This window comes from Pseudonocardia sp., assembly GCF_050246655.1.
Lineage (GTDB): Bacteria > Actinomycetota > Actinomycetes > Mycobacteriales > Pseudonocardiaceae > Pseudonocardia.
Genome location: NZ_JBFWVQ010000053.1, coordinates 11,412 through 30,901 on the forward strand (window position 1 = coordinate 11,412; position 19,490 = coordinate 30,901).

A 19,490-nucleotide genomic window follows, 5' to 3' on the forward strand; every position below is an offset into this window, starting at 1 on the left:
TCCGGCCCCGCGCCGTCACGGCCCGCGACCCACCGCGCCCACGCGCGGGGATCCGACGGGAGTTGTCCACATGCACGTCGCCGAAGCCCTGGTGGTCCTCGGCGGAGCGTTCCTGCTCTGCGGCCTGATCGCGCGGATCGGGGTGCCCATCGGGCTGCCGACCATCCCCCTGTTCATGATCGTCGGCGTGGCCGTCGGGCCGAACACCCCGGGGTTCGACCTCGTCGCCGACCCGGGCGAGCTCGAGCTGATCGCCCGGCTCGGCCTGGTCTTCCTGCTGTTCTACCTCGGCCTGGAGTTCTCGCTCGACCAGCTCGTCGCCGGCGGGCGGCGCCTCGTCGCCGCAGCGGCGATCTACCTCGTGCTGAACGTCGGCGGTGGCCTCGCGCTCGGGTTCGCCGTCGGCTGGGGCACGGGCGAGGCGCTCGTCATCGCCGGGATCGTCGGCATCTCCTCGTCCGCGATCGTCACCAAACTGCTGGTCGACCTGCGCCGGCTCGGCAACCGCGAGACGCGGCTCATCCTGGGCATCATCGTCATCGAGGACGTCTTCCTCGCCCTCTACCTCGCGCTGATCCAGCCCGTCATCGGCGGCGCCACCGATCCCGCCGATGCCGTGGAGGGGATCGTCACGGCGTTCGCGTTCCTGCTCGCGCTCGCCCTCGTCGCCCGGCACGGCACCCGCGTCGTCGGGCGCCTGATCGACACGACGGACGAGGAGATCGTCGTGGTCGTGTCGGTCGGGCTGGCGATCCTCTTCGCCGGCCTCGCCGAGGAGGTCGGGGTCTCGGACGCGATCGGTGCGCTGATGGTCGGGCTCGTGCTCGGGGCGACGGCCAAGGCACCGCGGCTGCGCACCCTCGTCCATCCGCTGCGGGACGCCTTCGCCGCGATCTTCTTCTTCCACTTCGGGCTCAGCATCGACCCCGCGGGTGTCCTCGACGTCCTGCCGCAGATCGCAGCGGCCGTCGCAGTGACCCTCGGCCTGTGCCTGGTCGCCGGCGTGATCGCCGCGCGGATGCACGGCTACGGGCGGGTCCAGGCCGCGAACATCGGGCTGACCGTCCTCACCCGGGGCGAGTTCTCGCTGATCCTCGCCTCGCTCGCGCTCGCTGCGGGCCTGGACGGGCGGATCGGCTCCTTCACCGCCGGCTACGTGCTCGTGCTCGCCGTCGTCGGCCCGTTCGCGGTGTCGCGCTCGGAGTCACTGTCCCGATTCCTGCCCGCGCGGCTGCTGCCCGACCGTACGGCGCGTCCCGAGTCCGTCGAGGAGCTGACGATGGACGTCGGGCCGACCTCGCTCTTCCAGCTCGGCACCGACCTCCTGCAGATCCACATCCTGCCCGGGTCGAAGCTGCACGGCGTGTACGTCGCCGAGCTGCGGCTGCCGGTCGGGACCACGCTCGGCCTGATGGTGCGGGCCGGCACCACCCAGGCGCTGCGGCCCGACACCCGGCTGCGCACCGGCGACGTCGTGCTGGTGTTCACCCCGCCGGACCAGCGGCAGGCGGTGGAGGAGCGGATCAGGGCGGTGCACCGCAGCGGGCGGCTCGCGCGGTGGCACGGCGATCTGGGGCGATGAGCGTGCGGGTGTTCGTCGGGATGGTGACGAAGCCGCCGACGCCTCCTGAGGACCGGGCCCGCCGAGCCGTTTGTCATTGCTCACTACTTGCGGCGAGGAGTCGTGCCGGCTGTCAGGGTGGATGCGGTGACCACCGCCGCTTCGACGACCCGGTCCCCGGCCCGGCAGGCCGCCACCGCCCCCGTGCTGCTCGTGGGCGCGATCCTGCTGCTCGCCCTCAACATGCGCGGCCCGCTGGTCGCCGTGTCGCCCGTCGCTGGGGCGATCCAGGAGGACCTGGGGATCGACGCCGCGACGGTGGGGCTGCTGACGAGCCTGCCGGTACTGTGCTTCGGCCTCGCGACCCCCGCCGCGGCGCTGCTCCTGCGGTGGCTGGGCCTGCGCCGGGGCGTGCTGCTCGCGCTGGGCGTGCTGGTCGCCGGGACGCTCGTCCGGTCGACGGGCGATCTGCCCGAGGCGATCGCCGGGACCCTGCTCATCGGGGCGGCGATCACGGTCGGGAACGTCGCCGTGCCGGTCGTGATCGGGCGCGACCTCGCCGGGCACGCCGGCGCCGTCCTCGGGATGTACACGGCGGCGCTGAACCTCGGGTCGATGCTCACCCTCTCGCTCACCGCGCCGATCGCCGGTGCGACGAACTGGCGGGTGGCGCTCGCAGCATGGTCGCTGATGGTCCTGGTCGCGGCGGTGGTGTGGTGGTGGGCGATGCGCGCGGCGGCCGACGGCGACGCGTCCGGCCCGCGGCCGCCCGTGCCGGCGGACCGGACGGCGTGGTGGCGCAGGCCGGTCGTGTGGGGCTTGACGCTGGCCTTCGCCGGGCAGGCGTTCGCCTACTACGGCGTGACGGCGTGGCTGCCGCTCCTGCTGCGCGACGAGCTCGGCATGAGCACGGCGGCAGCCGGGGTGAGCGCGTCGGTGTTCCAGATCGCCGCGCTCGTCGGCGCGTTCGGCGTGCCCGTCCTGCTCCGGCTCGCGGCGGACCCCCGGATCGCGGTGCTGGTCGTCGGGCTCGCCTGGCTCGCGCTGCCGCTCGGGCTGCTGCTCGCTCCGGGCGCCTGGCCCGTGTGGAGTGCCGTCGGCGGCGCCGCGCAGGGCGGGGGCCTCACGGTGATCTTCGCGTTGGTCGTGCTCACCGCGCGCGACCTGGACGAGAACCGGCGCATGTCCGCCCTCGTCCAGGGCGGCGGGTACACCGTCGCGGCCACCGGGCCGCTGGTGGTCGGCGCCGTGCACGAGGCGACCGGCGGGTGGACCGCACCGCTGCTCGTGGTGCTGGCGGCCGTGCTCGTCCTGCTGGTCGCCGGGCTCGCCTCGGCCCGGACGCGGGACGTCGCCACCGTCTGAGCATGCCCGGAACCCTGTCCACTTTCCGCACACTCGCGCGGACGTGACTCGGGTCATGCTGGCCGGGACGACATCGAGGTCGACCCCGGAGGTTCCCGTGAGCCGTCTGCGCTTCGGCACGTTCCTTGCGCCCTTCCACAAGCCAGGTCAGAACCCCACGCTGGCGCTGCAGCGCGACCTCGAGCTGGTCCAGCACCTGGACCGGCTGGGCTACGACGAGGCGTGGATCGGGGAGCACCACTCGGCGGGCAGCGAGATCATCGCCTCGCCCGAGATCTTCATCGCGGCCGCGGCGGAGCGCACCCGCCACATCAAGCTGGGCACCGGCGTCACCTCGATCGCCTACCACAACCCGCTGTGGGTGGCGGACCGGATGGTGCTGCTGGACCACCTCACCCGCGGCCGCGCCATGCTGGGTTGCGGGCCCGGTTCGCTGCCGACGGACTCGGCGATGATCGGGCTCAACCCGACCGACACCCGCGAGCTGCTCGAGGTCAACCTCGACATCATCATGCGCCTGCTGCGCGGTGAGGTCGTCAACGCCCAGACCAGGACGCACCACCTGATCGACGCGCAGCTGCAGTTGGCGCCGTACTCCGACCCGTGCTTCGACGTCGCGGTCGCGGCGGTCGCCTCGCCCACCGGCCCGCGGATGGCGGGCCGGCACGGCGTCGGCCTGCTCTCGATCGGCGCCACCCTCACCGCGGACGGGTTCGACGCGCTCGCCCACCACTGGAACGTCGTCGAGGAGCGGGCGGCGCACTTCGGGCAGCCGACCCCGGACCGCTCGAAGTGGCGCCTCGTCGGCCTCATGCACATCGCCGAGACCCGGGAACAGGCCTACCGCGACGTCGAGTACGGCATCGAGCACTGGTTCCGCTACTTCCAGAAGGTGGCGGCCTTCCCGCAGATGGGGGTCGAGGGCGGCGACCTCAAGGAGATGATCGACTTCGTCAACGAGGCCGGCATCGGCGCGATCGGCACCGTCGAGGACGCGAAGGCGCAGGTGCAGAAGCTCGTCGACCAGTCGGGCGGCTTCGGCTGCATGCTGCTGCTCGGCCACGAGTGGGCCGACCCGGAGGCGACGAAACGCTCGTGGGAGCTCATCTCCCAGTTCGTGTTCCCCGAGTTCCAGGGCCAGGCCGCGGGCACCCTCGCCGCCAAGGACCGGGCCACCCTGACCCGCACCGCGCACGCCCAGACGCAGCTCGACGCCGTCGCGCACATGACGAAGAAGTACGAGCAGGAGAAGGCCGAGAAGGCTTGACCGGTCCCCGCCCCGGCCGTTCAGGATGGAGGCCGGAGGAGGGTCGATGGGGACCAGGCAGACCTGGGAGCTGTTCCAGGCGGGCGAGGAGCCGCGCGGTGTGCGCCGCGACGTTCTGACGTCGTGGCGCCGCTCCCGGATCAGCGGGGTCGATCCCGAGCACGTCGACGTCCCGTTCGTCGAGACCGACCTGGACACCGACTTCGCCCGGGTCGCCGTCCCGATCATGACGCGGACGGCGGAGCTGCTCGTCGGGGACCGCTCCTGCCTCGCGCTCTCGGACCCCAGCGGCAGCGTGATCTGGCGGTGGGTCTCCGAACCGATGCTGCGCAACACCCTCGACGACCTCTCCGTCATCGAGGGCTTCTGCTTCGGCGAGGAGTTCGTCGGCACCAACGGGCTCGGCACCTCCCTGGAGACCGGCCGGCTCGCGGTGGTGCGGGGATCGGAGCACTACGTGCAGCGGTTCCACGACGTCACCTGCGTCGCGGCGCCGGTCCGCCACCCCGTCACGCGCCGGACGGTCGGCGCCGTCAACGTCACGTGCCGGGCGGCGGACACCAACTCGCTGCTCGCCGTCGTCGTGCGCGGGCTGGTCGACGAGATCGTCGCGGCGCTGCGCGAGCGGGCCACCGGCCGGGAGCGGCGCCTCCTCGCCGCGTTCCTCGACGCGAAGCGACGCACGTCCGGGGCGGTCGCCGTGGTCGGCGAGGGGCTGGTCATCGCGAACCCGCAGGCCGTCGACCTGGGGCTGGATCGCGCCGATCTCTGGGACGAGGTGCGCTCCAGCAGCCTCGACGGCGCCCGGGTCGCGCTGCCCGCCGACCTCACCGCCCGCGTCCGGCTCCTCGACGACGACGGCCGGGCGGCGGGCGCCGTCGTGACCCTCGACGAGCCACCCGCGCCCCGCCGCCCCACCGCCATGCCCGGCGACCCGTGGGCGGCCGCCGTCCGGCGGGCCGGCGTGATCGCCGCGCACGGCCCCGTCGCGGTGTCCGGCGAGGCGGGCGCGGGAAAGCGGACCGTACTGCGCGCTGCGCTCGGCGAGCAGGTCCCCGTCCTCGACGCCGCCACCTACACCGCGGACGGCGCCGCCTCCTGGATCGCCCGGCTGCGCGAGCACCTCGGCGGAGCGCTGATCGTCCGCCACGTCGAGCTGCTCGACATCGCCGCGGCGCGCGCCGTCAGCGCTGTCCTCGACGGTGCGACCGGACCGGTCGGGCTCACCGTCACCGTGCCGGACGGCGCTCCGCCCGGACCGGCCGCGGCGCTGCTGCTCGACGAGCTGTCCGCCGGCACCGTCACGCTGCCGCCACTGCGCCACGACCCCGACGCCGTCGTCACGTTCGCCCAGGCCGAGCTGCGGCGGTCCCGGGACGGGTGGTCGTTCGCCGCCGACGCCGTCGCCGGGCTGCGCCGTCACCACTGGCCGGGCAACCTGGCCGAGCTCGTCCGCGTCGTCCGGGACGCCGCCCGCGACGCCGAGGGGCCCACGGTCGGCCTGGACGTGCTGCCCGCGCAGATCCGCCACGCCACCGAGCGCCGCGCCCTCACCCCGCTGGAGCGCGCCGAGCTGTCCGTCATCTCCGCGGTGCTGCGCGCCCACTGCGGCAACAAGTCCACCGCCGCCCGCGAGCTCGGCATCTCCCGCACCGCGCTCTACGCGAAGATCCGCACCTACCGGATCTGAGCCAGCCGCCGGTAGCGGCTGCCGTGGAACACCAGCGGCGCCTTCGACGAGCCGGTCTCGGTAGCGTGTTCGCTCCACCCGCGAGGCTCCGAGGTGTCAGATGGTCGCGCCCGGTCGTTCGCCGCAGGGCGACAAGTCGGCTCCCGGCGCGCTCGGCGGGACCGGGAAGCTGGGCGCGCGCCGCCAGCTCTCCGCCGAGGTCGAGGAGCACGTCCGGGAGATGATCCTCACCGGTCAGCTGCGGCCCGGTGAGCTGCTCAACGCCGAGCGGCTCGCCGACGAGCTCGGGGTCAGCCAGACTCCCGTGCGCGAGGGCCTGCAGGCGCTGCGCAGCCAGGGCTTCCTCACGCTGGAGCCCTACCGCGGGTTCCGGGTGGTGGGCCTGCGCCGCGCGGACCTCAAGGACATCTTCGCCGTGCAGGCCTACCTGTCCGCCGAGCTCGCCCGCCGGGCGACCGCCCGGATGTCGTCGGCGCAGATCGACGAGCTGGCGCGCATCCAGGACGAGCTGACGGCGGCGGCGGAGCGCGACGACGGGGACACCGTGCAGGAGCTCCACTTCGCGTTCAACCGCATGATCAACCATGCGGCGGACGCGCCGAAGCTGGCCCTGCTGCTCGCGATCGCGCTGCGCCACGTGCCGCGGAACTTCTTCCGGGCCCACCACGTCTACCCGGCCGCTGAGCGGCGGACGGAGATCGTCGATGCCATCCGGCGCCGCGACGCGGACGCGGCGGCGCTGGCGATGCGCCGCTACATCGAGCACATCGGGGAGGTCCTGGAGGCCTTCCTGGACTCCGGCGGGGCCCTGACCTCGGGCTGAGGCCCGCTCTCCGAGAGGAGATGCATGAAGGGCTTGAGTCTGCAGAATATAGAATCTAGTCTATTGCCGCCGATGTGAGACCCAGCCCACGTGCGCGAGCACCCAGGAGAGTCGAGGACCTCACGGTGAGAGCAGCAGTCCTGAACGAGACCGGCGGCCCCGACGCCGTCCGGCTCACCGAGACCGACCGGCCCGTCCCTGCGGACGACGAGGTGCTCGTCGAGGTGGCCGCCTGCGGGATGTGCGGGCACGACCAGGCCGACCGGATGGGGCTCACCACCATCCCCCTTCCGGAGATCCTCGGGCACGAGATCGCCGGCACCGTGGTCGAGACCGGCGCGAAGGTCCAGCGCGTCCGGCCGGGCGACCGGGTCGCGAAGAAGCAGTTCACGACGTGCGGCCGCTGCCCGGCGTGCTTCGCCGGTCGCGAGATCCAGTGCCCGGACCGGGTGTTCAACTACGGCGGCTTCGCCGAGTTCGTGACGGCGAAGGAGTCGACGCTCCTGCCGGTCCCCGACGGCGTCGGCCTCGCCGCGGCGTCGGTCGTGGCGTGCGCCGTCGGGACCTGCCTGCAGGCACTGCGCCGGATCGCCCGCCTGCTGCCCGGCGAGACCGTCGTCGTGACGGGCGCGGGCGGCGGGCTCGGGCTGCACGGCGTGCAGGTCGCCGCCGCCCTGGGCGCGCGGGTGATCGCCCTGACCGGTTCGGCGGAGAAGGCCGCACAGCTCAAGGGGCTCGGCGCGGACCACGTCGTGACCACGGCCGACGACGGCTACTGGCGCGAGATCATGGACGTCACGGACGGCCGCGGCGCCGAGGTTGTGCTCGACAACGTCGGCCATCCGAAGGTCTTCTCGCAGTGCTTCCGTGGTCTCGCCCACGGCGGGCGCTACGTGTTCACCGGCCAGGTCACCGGCGAGCGGGTCGGCTTCCACCCCGCGTTCGTGTTCGGCAAGGAGGCCGTGATCACGGGCTCGGCCTCCACCCTGATGTCGACGTTCGTGGACGCCATGGCCCTCGTCGCCGAGGGCACGGTCACCCCCGTCGTGGCCGAGTACCCCCTCGCGGACGTGGTGCGCGCGTTCGAGGACCTCGACGCGCGCCGCATCGTCGGCCGGGCGGTGATCGTGCCGTGACCTCCGTCCAGGCTCGTCGCCTGCCGGACACCGGGGACACCCCGGACACCGAGGACACGACGGTGGCGGACATCCGCGCCGGCGTCCGTCAGCTCTGCGACCGGTTCGGTGACGAGTACTGGCGCGGGGTCGACGCGCTGGACGCCTACCCCGAGGAGTTCGTCGCCGCGCTCACCGAGGCGGGCTGGCTCTCCGTGCTCGTCCCCGAGGAGTACGGCGGCGGCGGGCTCGGGCTCGTGGAGGCGTCCGCGGTGCTCGGCGAGATCAACGCCAGCGGCGCGAGCTCCGCGGCCTGCCACGCCCAGATGTACGTGATGGCGGCGCTGCTGCGGCACGGCTCCGCGCAGCAGAAGCAGCGCTGGCTGCCGGAGATCGCCGCGGGCCGCGTGCGGCTGCAGAGCTTCGGGGTCACCGAACCCGACGCCGGCTCGGACTCCACGGCCATCCGCACCCGCGCGGAGCGCACCGAGGCCGGCTGGCTGGTCAACGGGCAGAAGATCTGGACGTCGCGGTTCCAGCACTCCGACCTCATGCTCCTGCTGGCCCGGACGACGCCGAAGGACCAGGTCATGCGCCGCACCGACGGGCTGAGCCTGTTCCTCGTCGACCTGCGCGAGGCGGGTGACGCCATCGAGGCGCGGCCGATCCGGACGATGATGAACCACGCGACGAACGAGGTCTTCTTCCGCGACCTCGAGCTGCCGGCCGACGCGCTGGTGGGCACCGAGGACGCGGGCCTGCGGCACGTGTTCGACGGCATGAACGCCGAACGCATCCTCATCGCCGCCGAGTGCGTCGGCGACGGGCGCTGGTTCTGCGAGCGCGCCGCGCGCTACGCGACCGATCGCGTCGTCTTCGGCAGGCCGATCGGGGCCAACCAGGGTGTGCAGTTCCCGATCGCGCACGCCTACGCCGCGGTCACCGCGGCCGACCTCGTCCAGCGGCGTGCCGCCCGGCTGTTCGACGCGGGCCTGCCCGCCGCAGAGGCGGCGAACATGGCGAAGCTGCTCGCGTCGGAGGCGTCGTGGGAGGCCGCGAACGCCTGCATGGACGCCCACGGCGGCTACGGCTTCGCCGCGGAGTTCGACGTCGAACGCAAGTTCCGGGAGACGCGGCTCTACAAGACCGCACCGGTCAACAACAACCTCGTGCTCGCCTATCTCGGCCAGCACGTCCTGGGGATGCCCAGGTCCTACTGAGGCCAGCACCTGCTCGCAGACGAACTCGCAGACGAACTCGCAGACGAAGAGGTCGCGATGGGAACGAACTACCGGCTGTCCGCCGCGGCGGCGGTCGTCGGCGTCGGGACGTCCGCCTTCGGGCGCTTCCCGGACCGCTCGCCGACGGATCTGGCCGCCGAGTCGTTGCGCGCCGCCCTCGCCGACGCCGGGCTGGAACGTGCGGACGTCGACGGCCTGGTCACGAACATGGGGTACCCGGCGGGGATCGACTACGACCAGTTCTGCGCGCTGACCGGCCTGCAGACGGAGCTCAACCTCCAGATGTGGACCCACGGCCGGTGGCTCGGCACGGCCGTCGAGCAGGCGGCGGCGGCCGTGGCCGCGGGTCTGTGCCGCTGCGTCGCGCTCGTGTGCGCGTCCAAGTTCTCCGTGTTCGCCCAGCTCGGCGGCGCCGAGGACCACGAGGCGTCCCGGGAGGGCGGCGGCTCGCACGGCGAGGCCCCGCACGTGGGCCTGATGGCGCCCGCCAGCGGTGCCGCGCTCGCCGCCCGGCTCTACATGCAGCGCTACGGCGCGTCGGAGGCCGATCTCGGCGCGGTGCCCGTCGCGGCGCGCGCGGGAGCGCGCCGCAACCCGGCCGCGTGGCGCACCGAGGAGCTGGACGTCGAGCGCTACCTCGCGAGCAGGCTCATCGTGGCACCGCTGCGGGTGCACGATTTCGCGCAGGTCACCGACGGTGCGACGACCGTGCTGGTGATGCCGGCGGCGCAGGCGCGCGACACGCCCGCGCCGCTCACGATCCTGGGGACCCAGTCGCTGCCCGGCGGGCGCGGGGAGTTCGTGTTCGGCCGTCCGGGCCTCGGCCTCGCGCAGCAGGAGATGACCGGGTTCCGCCCGAGCGCCCGCGACGTGGCCGTGTACGGGCGCTCCGGCGTGGACCGCTCCGCCGTGCAGGCCCTCTACTGCTACGACGCCTTCTCCCCGCTGGTCTGGTTCACCCTCGAGCGGCTGGGGTTCTGCGCCGAGGGCGAGGCGGCGAAGTTCTGCGCGGGCGGGGGGATCGCCGCGACCGGCCCGCTGCCGGTCAACACCAACGGCGGGCTGCTCGCCGAGGCGCACGTCTCCGGCTGGAACAACGTCGTCGAGATGGCCCGCCAGCTGCGCGGCACCGCGGGCGAGCGCCAGCTGCCCGGCGTCGAGCTCGCCCAGTGGGGATCGGCGTTCGGTGACTCGTTCATCCTCGCGAAGGAGGCCCGATGACCGGCCGGACGTGGCCCGCGCCGGTGGTCGGCGCCGACACCGCCCCGTTCTGGGAGCACGCCCGCGCCGGCGAGCTGCGCGCCCAGCGCTGCACCGACTGCGGCGCCCTGCGGCTGCCTCCCGGGCCGGTGTGCCCCGCGTGCTTCGCGCCCGGCCACGAGTGGGTCGCGCTCTCCGGGCGCGGCGAGGTCCAGTCCTGGGTCGAGTACCACCGGCAGTACCACCCCGCGTTCCCGGTGCCCTACACCGTCGTCCTCGTCGAGCTGGCCGAGGGGCCGCGGATCGAGGGTCTGCTCGCCGGCGGCGGGACGGTGACGTGGCGGGCGCCCGTCCGGCTGGTGTGGCAGGAGCGCGAGGGGCATCCGATCCCGACGTTCGAGCTCGCCGGGGCGGGATCGTGAGCGCGGCGTGGCCCGCGGGGGCGGCCGCGCCGAGCGGCCCGCTGGCCGGGATCCGGGTGCTCGACCTCACCGCCTACGCCGTCGGGCCGTACGCGGCCACCCTGCTCGCGCAGCTCGGGGCGGACGTCGTGCGCGTCGACCCGCCCTACGGCGACCCGATCCGGATGGTGCAGCCCACCCGTCGCGGCGAGCCCACCACGTACTCGGCGTGCAACCTCGGCAAGCGCAGCGTCGTGCTCGACCTCAAGGACGCGGCGGACCGCGAGGTCGCGCTGCGGCTGGCGGCCGCGGCCGACGTCGTGGTCGAGAACGCCCGCGCCGGCACGATGGACCGCCTCGGCCTGGGCTACGACCAGCTCCGCGACCACAACCCGACCCTCGTGTACTGCGCGTCCAGCTCGTTCGGCGACGCGGGCCCGCTCGCGGCGATGGGCAGCACGGACCCGCAGGGTCAGGCCTTCTCCGGGTTCGCCGCGCTCAACGGCCACCCCGGCGAGGGCCCCGAGGTCCTGCGCTACGTCGCGATGATCGACCTGACGACGTCGATGTACCTCGTGTCGGCCGTGCTCGTCGGGCTGCACGCCCGGCGGCGCACCGGGCGCGGTCAGTACCTGCGCACCTCCCAGATGGAGGCCTCGATCGCGCTGCAGACCACGCGGCTGGCCGAGTACTTCGCCACCGGGGTGCCGCCGGTCCCGCACGGCAGCGGCACGGCGACGCTGGTGCCGTCGCGGGCCTACCGCTGCCAGGACGGCGCCTGGGTCGCGCTCACCGCCCGCACCGATCGCGAGTGGGTGGCGCTCTGCGCGGCGACGGGGCTGGCCGAGCAGGCGGCGGACCCGCGCCTGGCGACCGGGCCGGGACGGGTGGCCCACCGCGCCGAGATCGACGCCGCCCTGGAGGAGGCGCTGGCGAGCAGGCCGGCGCACTGGTGGAGCAGGCGGCTCCCGCGGGCCGGGGTGCCCTGCGTGCGCCCGCACACCCTGGAGGACGACGTCGACGTCAACGGCCACTTCGCGGCGGCAGGCGCCGTCGTGCGGGTACCGCACCCCGGCGGGGACACGATCCCGCTGGCCGGCCCGCTGTGGAGCTTCGAGAAGACGCCGCCGACGCCGGGGGCGGTCGTGACGCCCGGCCGCGACGGCGCGGAGATCCTCGCGGAGGTGCGTGCAGTGACCGAGCTTGCGAGGTCACCATTCGACACAGCGATCCGGTCACGGGCGACGAGCGCGAGCGAGGAGCTCCCGTGATGGTGCTCGACGGGATCACGGTCGTCGACACCACGACGGGGGTGTCGGGGCCGTACTGCTCGCTCCTGCTGGCCGGCCTCGGCGCGCGGGTGATCAAGATCGAACCGGCCGCCGGGGACTGGCTGCGGTCCGTCGGGCCGCCGTGGATCGGCTCCGACGGGGCCGCGGCCGCGCACCTCAACCGGGGCAAGGAGTCGGTGGTGCTCGATCTCGACGCCGAACCCGGCCGCGACCTGCTCCGCGCGCTGCTCGCGGACGCCGACGTGTTCCTGCACGAGCTGACGGTCGCCGAGGCGGCGTCGCGGGGCCTCGACCCGGACGCCCTGCGGCGCGTCACCCCGGGCCTCGTCGACTGCGCGGTGACCCCGCTGGGCGAGGTCGGGCCGTGGTCGGCCCTGCCGGCCTCGGAGCTGGAGGTGCAGAGCCTGTCCGGTGTCCACCGCTACCTCGGCGGCCTCGACGCGCCGCCCGTGCGGCTCGGGGCCGACGTGGGGGGCGTGCTCGCCGGCTGCACCGCGTTCCACGCCGTGCTCGCGGGGCTGCTCGCCCGCGAGGCCGTCGGTGGCCAGCATGCCGCCGTGTCGCAGCTCGGCGCACTGCTGGGCACCGGCACGGTGATGATCGCCGCGCTCGACGACCCGGACGAGTGGACCGGCTTCCACTGCAACGCCGCGACCTACCCGCCGGACCAGGGCATCCCCACCGCGGACGGGCGGCTCTACTACGGGCAGCCGCTGCGCTCGGAGGAGGCCTGGCAGCGGTTCTGCCACGACATCGGCGCCGAGGCGCTGCTCGACGACCCGCGGTTCGCCACCCGCGCGCTGCGGATGCCGCACATGGCCGAGCTCCGCGTGGCGCTGGAGCCGTACTTCCGCCGGTTCCCGACCGCGGAGCTGATGGAGCACATCGTGCGCAGCGACGGCATCGGGGTACCGGTCAACGACCACGCCGAGCTCGTCGCCCATCCCCAGGTGCAGGCGCTGGAGCAGGTCGTCGAGACCGGGGTGGGGCCCGCGCTGGGGCTGCCCTGGCGGCGCCGCGACGAGGAGCTGCCGCGCCCGACGGGCGCCGTGCCCGCGATCGGAGGCGACACCCGCGCCGTGCTCGCGCAGCTCGGCCACGACCCGGACGAGATCGAACGGCTCGTCGCCGCGGGCGTCGCGGGCGCACCGCCCGCCGCCGACGTGCCCGCCACCCGAGGAGGTAGGACGTGAACGAGGAGCTGCGCGGCACCGCCGCGGTCGTCGGCGTGGGGACCACCGAGTTCGGCAAGCTGCCCGGGTACTCGGCGAACGACCTCGGCGGCTGGGCGCTGCTGGCGGCGCTCGACGACGCCGGCCTGACCAGCGCCGACATCGACGGCCTGATCGTCAACCGGGTGAGCAGCTACGAGGCGATCGCCTCGCACCACGGGATCCAGCCGCGCTGGGCGGTGCAGCTGCCGGCGGAGGGCCGGATGTCCGGGGCGTCGGTGCAGCTCGCCGTGGCCGCCATCCGCAGCGGGCTGTGCCGCACGGTGGCGCTCGTCTACGGCAACGACGGCGGATCCGGCGGGGCCACCTACGGATCGGCGGGGGAGGCGTACGGCACCTCCCCGTCGCTCACGCTCCCGTACGGGATGACGTCGCCGGGGGCGTTCTACGCCCTGATGCTGCAGCGCCACCGGCACCTCTACGGCACCAGCGAGGAGCAGCTCGCTGCGGTGTCGATGACGTTTCGGGCGCACGCCGCGCTCAACGACAACGCCGTGATGCGCAAGCCCGTCTCGCTGGAGGACTACCTCGCCTCGCGCTACATCGTCGAACCGATGCACCTGCTCGACTACTGCCTGATCAACGACGGCGGCGTCGCGATGGTGATCACCGCGGCGGAGGCGGCGGTGGACCGGCCGAAGCCGCCGGTCTACATCCTCGGTGCCGCGCAGACCGGCCAGCTCGTCGGGTCGGACTTCCCACCGGAGGACTTCTGGGCGGGCGCGCTGCGCGACGTCGGCGAGCGGGCGTTCCGGATGGCCGGCCGGGAGCGGTCCGACGTCGACGCCCTGATGGTCTACGACAACTTCAGCCCGAACGTCCTGTTCGCCCTGGAGGGGCTCGGCTACTGCGGACCGGGCGAGTCGGGGGAGTGGATCCAGGACGGCCGCATCGGCCTGGGCGGGGAGCTCCCGCTCAACACCTCGGGCGGCCACCTCTCGGAGAGCTACATGCAGGGCTGGGGGCTCACCGTCGAGGCCGTCCGCCAGCTGCGCGGCGAGTGCGGCGACCGGCAGGTCGAGGGGGCGTCGGTCGTGCAGTACGTCTGCTCGTCGCCGGTCGTCTCGACGGTCGTCTACGGAACGGAGCGGTAGCGATGGAGCAGGCCATGGACCGACGGCCACCGGTCACGCCCGAGGCGCGGCTGCTCGACACCTTCCACGAGGGACTCGCTGCGGGCGAGCTGCGCGTGCGGCGCTGCACGTCCTGCGGGACGGCCCAGTTCCCGCCCCGCGCGGTCTGCCCGGCCTGCGCGACGCCTGGCGCGGCCGAGTGGATCACCACCGGCGGGCGTGGGCGGGTCTGGTCCTTCGGCGTGTTCCACAAGGCCTACCTGCCCGATCCCGCACCCCAGCCGCCCTACAACGTCGCGGTCGTCCAACTGGACGAGGGGCCGAAGGTGATCACCAACATCGTGGCCGTCCCGCTGCAGGAGATCCGCGTGGGCATGGCGGTGGAGGCCGTCTTCGCCACGCACGAGCCGGCGGTCCGCTTCCGGCCCGTCGACCCGGACCACGAAGCGGAGCACGGCGCAGACCACGACGCAGACCACACAGCCACCAACCAGACAGGACGGTGAGTTTCGATGCCAAGGACTTCCCGACGGCGGTGGGGTGTCGGCTCCGCTGTCCTCCTCGTCGCCGCGCTGCTGACGGCGTGCGGTTCCGGCGAGGGCGCCGGTGACGCCGACGATCCGGTCAAGATCGCGATGATCGTGCACAACACCGGGCCCTACGCCGACACCGGCAGGCTGAAGACGATCGGCGCGAAGATCGCGATCGACGAGATCAACGCCGCGGGGGGCATCCAGGCGCTCGGCGGCGCGAAGGTCGAGCTCGTGGTCGAGGACGCGGGCGAGTCCGTCGCGACGGCCGTCCAGGCCGCCAACCGCGCGCTCAGCGAGGGTGTCGTCGCGGGCGAGGGCACGGGCATCAGCTCGACCACGCTCGCGGTCACCGAGGTGGCCGAGCGCCGCAGCATCCCGTGGCTGACCATGTCATACGAGGACAAGATCACCGAGCGGGGCTTCCGGTTCGTCTTCGCGACCAGCCCGAAGACCTCCGAGTTCACCGACCTCTGGGTCAAGGCCGTCCAGGAGCTGGCCGCCGACAACGGCGTGGCGGTCGACCGGGTCGGCATCGTCAACGGCGTCAACGTCGTCGCCACGAGCGCGGCGGACCAGCTCCGCACCACCTACGCCCCGGCGAACGGCTGGGACATCGTGATGGACCAGACGGTCGAGGAGGGCACGCTGCGCGACGCCACCCCCGTGGTCGAGCAGATCCGCTCCAGCCGGCCGCAGCTGCTCCTCGTGGGATCGAGCATCGGCGACATCCAGAAGATCGCCCGCAAGCAGGTCGAGCAGGGCATGACCCCGGTCCCGTGGGTGCTCTCCGGCGCGCCCTACCTCAGCGGGGCGTTCGTCGAGGCCCTCGGCGCCGACGCCGTGAACGGCACGTTCGCCGTCGCCTCCGCCGCGCCGTTCAAGGGCCAGGAGGAGCTGGCGCAGAAGGTGCGCGACGCGGGCGACCCCTTCCCCCAGCAGTACCACTTCGCCACCTACTCGCACATGTACCTGATCAAGGAGGCGATCGAGCGGGCGGGCACGCGGGATCCGGAGGCCATCCGCGACGCGCTGGCCGCCACCGACGTGACGGGTGGGCCTGCGGGCTCGCCGTGGCCCGCGGGACGGGTCCGGTTCGACGACACCGGCCGTGCCGTCGACCGGGTCGCGGTGCTCGTGCAGTGGCAGGACGGCCGGACCGTGACCGTATACCCGGTCGACCGGGCGCAGGGCGGGCCGATCTGGCCGACCCTCGGCGGCGCGACCTCCTAGGCCGCACCGGCTTCCGGAAGGGGTGAGCGGCAGTGCTTCTCGTGCAGGCCCTGATCAACGGGGTGCTCGTCGGCGCGGTCTGGGGCGTCCTCGGCCTCGGCAAGCAGATCGTGCTCGGTGTCATCCACTTCGTGAACTTCGCCCACGGGCACCTCGTGCTCGTCGCGATGTACCTGGCGTTCGTGCTCTGGAGCGTCACCGGGGCCGATCCGTTCCTGCTGCTCCCGGTCGTCGTGGTGCTCATGGCGGGGCTGGGGTGGGTGCTCGACCGCCTGCTGGTCCGTCCCCTCGTCCCGCTGGGGGAGCGCTCGCAGATGATCGCCACCCTGGCCTTCGCTCTGATCATCCAGAGCCTCGCGCTGATCGTCTTCTCACCGCAGCCGCGGTCGATCCAGACCTGGTGGGCCGACACGGCGTGGCAGGTCGGCGGGCTGTTCGTCAACTACGGGCAGTTGATGGGGCTGGTCGTCTCGATGGTCGCGTTCGCCGCCACCTGGTGGGTGATCCGGCGCACGGCACTCGGCGCGATGATCCGGGCGACCTCCCAGAACCGCGAGGCGGCGCAGTACATGGGCATCAACATCCGCCGCGTCTACGGCATCGCGTTCGTGCTCTCGGTGGCGCTCGCCGGGGTGGTCGGCGGGGTGTTCATCGTGTCCTCGCCCGTGGACCCGACGGCGGCGTGGGGCTTCCTGATCCTCATGTTCGTCGTCCCGGTGCTCGGCGGCCTCGGCAGCATCCCGGGAACGATGATCGCCGGCATCGTCGTGGGCGTCGTCCAGGTGCTGAGCAGCACCTACCTCGACATCCAGCTGCAGAACGCGCTCGTGTTCGTGCTCTTCCTCGGGTTCCTCGTGCTCCGCCCGCAGGGGATCTTGGGCAAGGCCACCGACCAGTTCCGCATCAGCGTCTGAACGGAAGGAGGACACCGTGCTCCGCACCTACCGAACCGCGCTGATCGGATGCGCGCTGCTGGTCCTCGGGGGCCTCTACGGGCTCACCTCGGAGACCGCCGCGCACACGATGGCGCTCACCGCCGTGTGGGCGCTGATGGCGACGGGCTGGAACATCGTCTCCGGCTACACCGGCCCGATCTCGCTCGGCCAGGGCGCCTTCTTCGGGCTCACCGCGTTCACCACGACCATCCTGTTCGCCACCTACGACATCACGCCGTACGTCGGCATCGCCGTGGGGGTCGTGGCGTCGCTGCTGCTCGCCGCGCTCATCGGGCTCGTGACGCTGCGCCTGTCCGGGCTCTACTTCGCCCTGGCGACCCTGACGATCCCGCTGATCATGGGCACGCTCACCCGCTACTTCGGCTTCTACGAGGTGCCGCGGCCGTACAAGGGGGAGTCGCTGGCCTACTTCCAGTTCAACGAGAGCCTGCCCTACTACGTGGCGGCCGCCGTGCTCGTGGCGGGCTCGCTGTTCTTCACGGCCCGGCTGGAGGGCACCCGCACCGGCCGCTACTTCGTGGCGATCCGGGAGAACGAGCGGGCCGCCGAGGCGTCCGGGGTGCCGACCCTGCGGTACAAGTTCATCGCCTTCGCCATCGGGGCGGTGTTCTCCGCGCTCGCGGGCGGGCTGTACAGCCAGCTGTCGTTCGTGTTCAACCCGGAGGGCGTCTACAGCCCGATCATCTCGGTGCAGGCGCTGCTCATCGTCCTGATCGGCGGCTCGGGGACGGTGCTGGGCCCGCTCATCGGCGCGGCGATCGTGATCCCGCTGAGCGAGTTCACGGCCACCTACTTCTCGCACGTGCCCGGCCTCAACGAGCTGACCTACGCCGTCGTGCTGCTGGTGGTGGCGTTCTGGTCCCGGCGCGGGCTCTACCCGTTCCTCGCCGACGGCCTCGCCGCCCTGCGCGCGCGGTGGCGGCCCCGGGGCGGGCCGCCGCAGACGGGGCCGCCGGGCGGTGCGGCGCACCCCGAGCGGGTGCTGTCGGCCGGGACGTCCGGGAGCGCGTCGTGAGCGGCGGGGAGAGCGCCGGAGCCGGTGCGACGACCGGGATCGACGCGCCGGTGCGGCTGGAGGTGCGCGGCCTCGGCAAGCGCTTCGGCGGGCTGCGCGCCGTGCGTGACGTCAGCTTCACCGCCCGGCACGGCGAGCGGATCGGCCTGCTCGGGCCGAACGGGGCGGGGAAGACCACGCTGACGAACCTCGTCACCGGCGACCTGCGGCCCTCCGAGGGCGAGGTGCTGCTCGACGGCCTCGCGATCACCACCCGCACGCCGCACACACGCTTCCGGCTGGGGCTCGCCCGCACCTACCAGGTGGCCAACCCGTTCCCGGCGCTGACCGCCCTGGACAGCGTGATGATCGGCGCCCTCGCCGGGACCACGCACGTGTCGGCGGCCCGGGCGACCGCCCGGGACGCGCTGGCGCTGCTCGGCCTCGACGGGAAGGCGGGCACGCCCATGAGCAGCCTCAACATCGTCGAGATGAAGAAGGTCGAGCTGGCCCGGATCATCGCCTCCGACGCGAGCGTGGTGTTCCTCGACGAGGTGCTCGCCGGGCTGCGGCCCGCGGAGATCGGCGACCTGCTCGACGTCGTGGAGGAGCTCGCCGGGCGGCACGGCCTGACCGTCGTGATGATCGAGCACCTGATCGGGGCGGTCATGCGCTTCTGCGCGCGGCTCATCGTCATGAACGAGGGCGCCGTGATCGCCGACGGCCCCGCCGACGAGGTCGCCCGCGACGACGCGGTGATCGACGCCTACCTCGGTGCGAGGTGGAGGAAGCATGCTTGAGATCGAGGGGCTCTCGGCAGGCTACGGCCAGGTCCGGATCCTGCACGAGGTGTCGGTACGGATCGACGCCGGCGAGATCGTGGCGATCCTCGGCTCGAACGGGGCGGGGAAGACGACGCTGTTCCGCGCGCTGTTCGGGTTCGCCGACGTGACCGCGGGCAGCCTGCGCTTCGGCGAGCTCGACCTGCGCGGGACGCCCGCCTTCGAGATCGCGAAGGCGGGGCTGGTGCACGTGCCCGAGGGCCGCGGGCTCTTCCCCGGGATGACGGTCCTGGAGAACCTGATGGTCCCGGTGCAGGCGGACCGCGGCCGCCTGCAGGACCGCCGCGACATGGTCTTCGAGATCTTCCCGAGGTTGAAGGACCGCCTGGGCCAGGCCGCCGGGACGATGAGCGGCGGCGAGCAGCAGATGCTCGCGATCGGCAGGGGGCTGATGGCGCAGCCGCGGATGCTGCTGCTCGACGAGCCGTCGACGGGGCTCGCCCCCAAGCTCGTGGACGAGGTCTTCGAGCGGCTCGCGCTCATCCACGAGCGGGAGCCCGGCATGGGGATCCTCGTCGTCGAGCAGTCCGTCGCGGACACCATCGCGATCTGCTCGCGCGGCTACGTCATGGAACGGGGCTGCGTCGTCCTCGACGGCACGTCCGCCGAGCTGCAGAACGCCTCCGCGCTCGAGGAGGCCTTCCTGGGCACCACCGGACACAGGTGAGGAGCACG

Annotated in this window: 18 protein-coding genes; all 18 read left to right on the top strand. The window is 73.2% G+C overall.

All coding sequences use genetic code 11. The annotated features are described in order from the left end of the window. The first annotated feature begins 70 nt into the window (after window positions 1–70). The 18 genes from AB7J25_RS17690 to AB7J25_RS17775 all read left to right on the top strand — a co-directional run bounded on the left by AB7J25_RS17690 (window position 71) and on the right by AB7J25_RS17775 (window position 19,482). Window positions 71–1,582 (top strand): cation:proton antiporter, encoded by a 1,512-nt coding sequence (locus tag AB7J25_RS17690; RefSeq protein WP_428510382.1) that lies wholly within the window; start codon window positions 71–73, stop codon window positions 1,580–1,582. A 126-nt stretch (window positions 1,583–1,708) separates the two neighbouring features. Further along, window positions 1,709–2,926, top strand: coding sequence for a CynX/NimT family MFS transporter (locus AB7J25_RS17695; RefSeq protein ID WP_428510384.1), 1,218 nt, complete (start codon window positions 1,709–1,711; stop codon window positions 2,924–2,926). A gap of 97 nt (window positions 2,927–3,023) precedes the next feature. Then, window positions 3,024–4,193, top strand: a complete 1,170-nt coding sequence (locus AB7J25_RS17700; RefSeq protein ID WP_428510386.1) for an LLM class flavin-dependent oxidoreductase — start codon at window positions 3,024–3,026, stop codon at window positions 4,191–4,193. A gap of 46 nt (window positions 4,194–4,239) precedes the next feature. Then, the gene (locus AB7J25_RS17705; RefSeq protein ID WP_428510388.1) at window positions 4,240–5,883 is read left to right on the top strand and encodes a sigma-54-dependent Fis family transcriptional regulator; all 1,644 of its coding nucleotides are present in this window, start codon (window positions 4,240–4,242) and stop codon (window positions 5,881–5,883) included. 100 nt (window positions 5,884–5,983) lie between these two features. Further along, window positions 5,984–6,706, top strand: coding sequence for a GntR family transcriptional regulator (locus AB7J25_RS17710; protein ID WP_428510390.1), 723 nt, complete (start codon window positions 5,984–5,986; stop codon window positions 6,704–6,706). 125 nt (window positions 6,707–6,831) lie between these two features. Further along, window positions 6,832–7,842 carry an alcohol dehydrogenase catalytic domain-containing protein gene (locus tag AB7J25_RS17715; protein ID WP_428510392.1) on the top strand — a complete coding sequence of 337 codons (1,011 nt, stop codon included), beginning with the start codon at window positions 6,832–6,834 and terminating at the stop codon, window positions 7,840–7,842. Further along, the gene (locus tag AB7J25_RS17720; RefSeq protein ID WP_428510394.1) at window positions 7,839–9,041 is read left to right on the top strand and encodes an acyl-CoA dehydrogenase family protein; all 1,203 of its coding nucleotides are present in this window, start codon (window positions 7,839–7,841) and stop codon (window positions 9,039–9,041) included. Before AB7J25_RS17715 ends, AB7J25_RS17720 begins: the two co-directional genes overlap by 4 nt. A 57-nt stretch (window positions 9,042–9,098) precedes the next feature. Continuing rightward, the gene (locus tag AB7J25_RS17725; protein ID WP_428510396.1) at window positions 9,099–10,283 is read left to right on the top strand and encodes a thiolase family protein; all 1,185 of its coding nucleotides are present in this window, start codon (window positions 9,099–9,101) and stop codon (window positions 10,281–10,283) included. Then, window positions 10,280–10,684, top strand: a complete 405-nt coding sequence (locus AB7J25_RS17730) for a Zn-ribbon domain-containing OB-fold protein (RefSeq protein WP_428510398.1) — start codon at window positions 10,280–10,282, stop codon at window positions 10,682–10,684. The genes AB7J25_RS17725 and AB7J25_RS17730 overlap by 4 nt, the downstream gene beginning before the upstream one ends. Next, window positions 10,681–11,934 (top strand): CaiB/BaiF CoA transferase family protein, encoded by a 1,254-nt coding sequence (locus tag AB7J25_RS17735; RefSeq protein ID WP_428510400.1) that lies wholly within the window; start codon window positions 10,681–10,683, stop codon window positions 11,932–11,934. The genes AB7J25_RS17730 and AB7J25_RS17735 overlap by 4 nt, the downstream gene beginning before the upstream one ends. Continuing rightward, the gene (locus tag AB7J25_RS17740; RefSeq protein ID WP_428510432.1) at window positions 11,934–13,148 is read left to right on the top strand and encodes a CaiB/BaiF CoA transferase family protein; all 1,215 of its coding nucleotides are present in this window, start codon (window positions 11,934–11,936) and stop codon (window positions 13,146–13,148) included. Before AB7J25_RS17735 ends, AB7J25_RS17740 begins: the two co-directional genes overlap by 1 nt. Further along, the gene (locus AB7J25_RS17745; RefSeq protein WP_428510402.1) at window positions 13,145–14,281 is read left to right on the top strand and encodes a thiolase family protein; all 1,137 of its coding nucleotides are present in this window, start codon (window positions 13,145–13,147) and stop codon (window positions 14,279–14,281) included. Before AB7J25_RS17740 ends, AB7J25_RS17745 begins: the two co-directional genes overlap by 4 nt. Window positions 14,282–14,295: 14 nt before the next feature. Next, entirely contained in the window at window positions 14,296–14,766 is a 471-nt protein-coding gene (locus AB7J25_RS17750; protein ID WP_428510404.1) for a Zn-ribbon domain-containing OB-fold protein, read from the top strand. A gap of 6 nt (window positions 14,767–14,772) precedes the next feature. Continuing rightward, the gene (locus AB7J25_RS17755; RefSeq protein WP_428510406.1) at window positions 14,773–16,023 is read left to right on the top strand and encodes an ABC transporter substrate-binding protein; all 1,251 of its coding nucleotides are present in this window, start codon (window positions 14,773–14,775) and stop codon (window positions 16,021–16,023) included. Window positions 16,024–16,055: 32 nt separating this feature from the next. Then, window positions 16,056–16,937 (top strand): branched-chain amino acid ABC transporter permease, encoded by an 882-nt coding sequence (locus tag AB7J25_RS17760; protein WP_428510408.1) that lies wholly within the window; start codon window positions 16,056–16,058, stop codon window positions 16,935–16,937. 16 nt (window positions 16,938–16,953) lie between these two features. Beyond that, window positions 16,954–17,994, top strand: coding sequence for a branched-chain amino acid ABC transporter permease (locus AB7J25_RS17765; protein ID WP_428510410.1), 1,041 nt, complete (start codon window positions 16,954–16,956; stop codon window positions 17,992–17,994). Further along, window positions 17,991–18,773 (top strand): ABC transporter ATP-binding protein, encoded by a 783-nt coding sequence (locus AB7J25_RS17770; RefSeq protein WP_428510412.1) that lies wholly within the window; start codon window positions 17,991–17,993, stop codon window positions 18,771–18,773. The genes AB7J25_RS17765 and AB7J25_RS17770 overlap by 4 nt, the downstream gene beginning before the upstream one ends. After that, the gene (locus AB7J25_RS17775; protein ID WP_428510414.1) at window positions 18,766–19,482 is read left to right on the top strand and encodes an ABC transporter ATP-binding protein; all 717 of its coding nucleotides are present in this window, start codon (window positions 18,766–18,768) and stop codon (window positions 19,480–19,482) included. The genes AB7J25_RS17770 and AB7J25_RS17775 overlap by 8 nt, the downstream gene beginning before the upstream one ends. The last annotated feature ends 8 nt before the right edge of the window (window positions 19,483–19,490 follow it).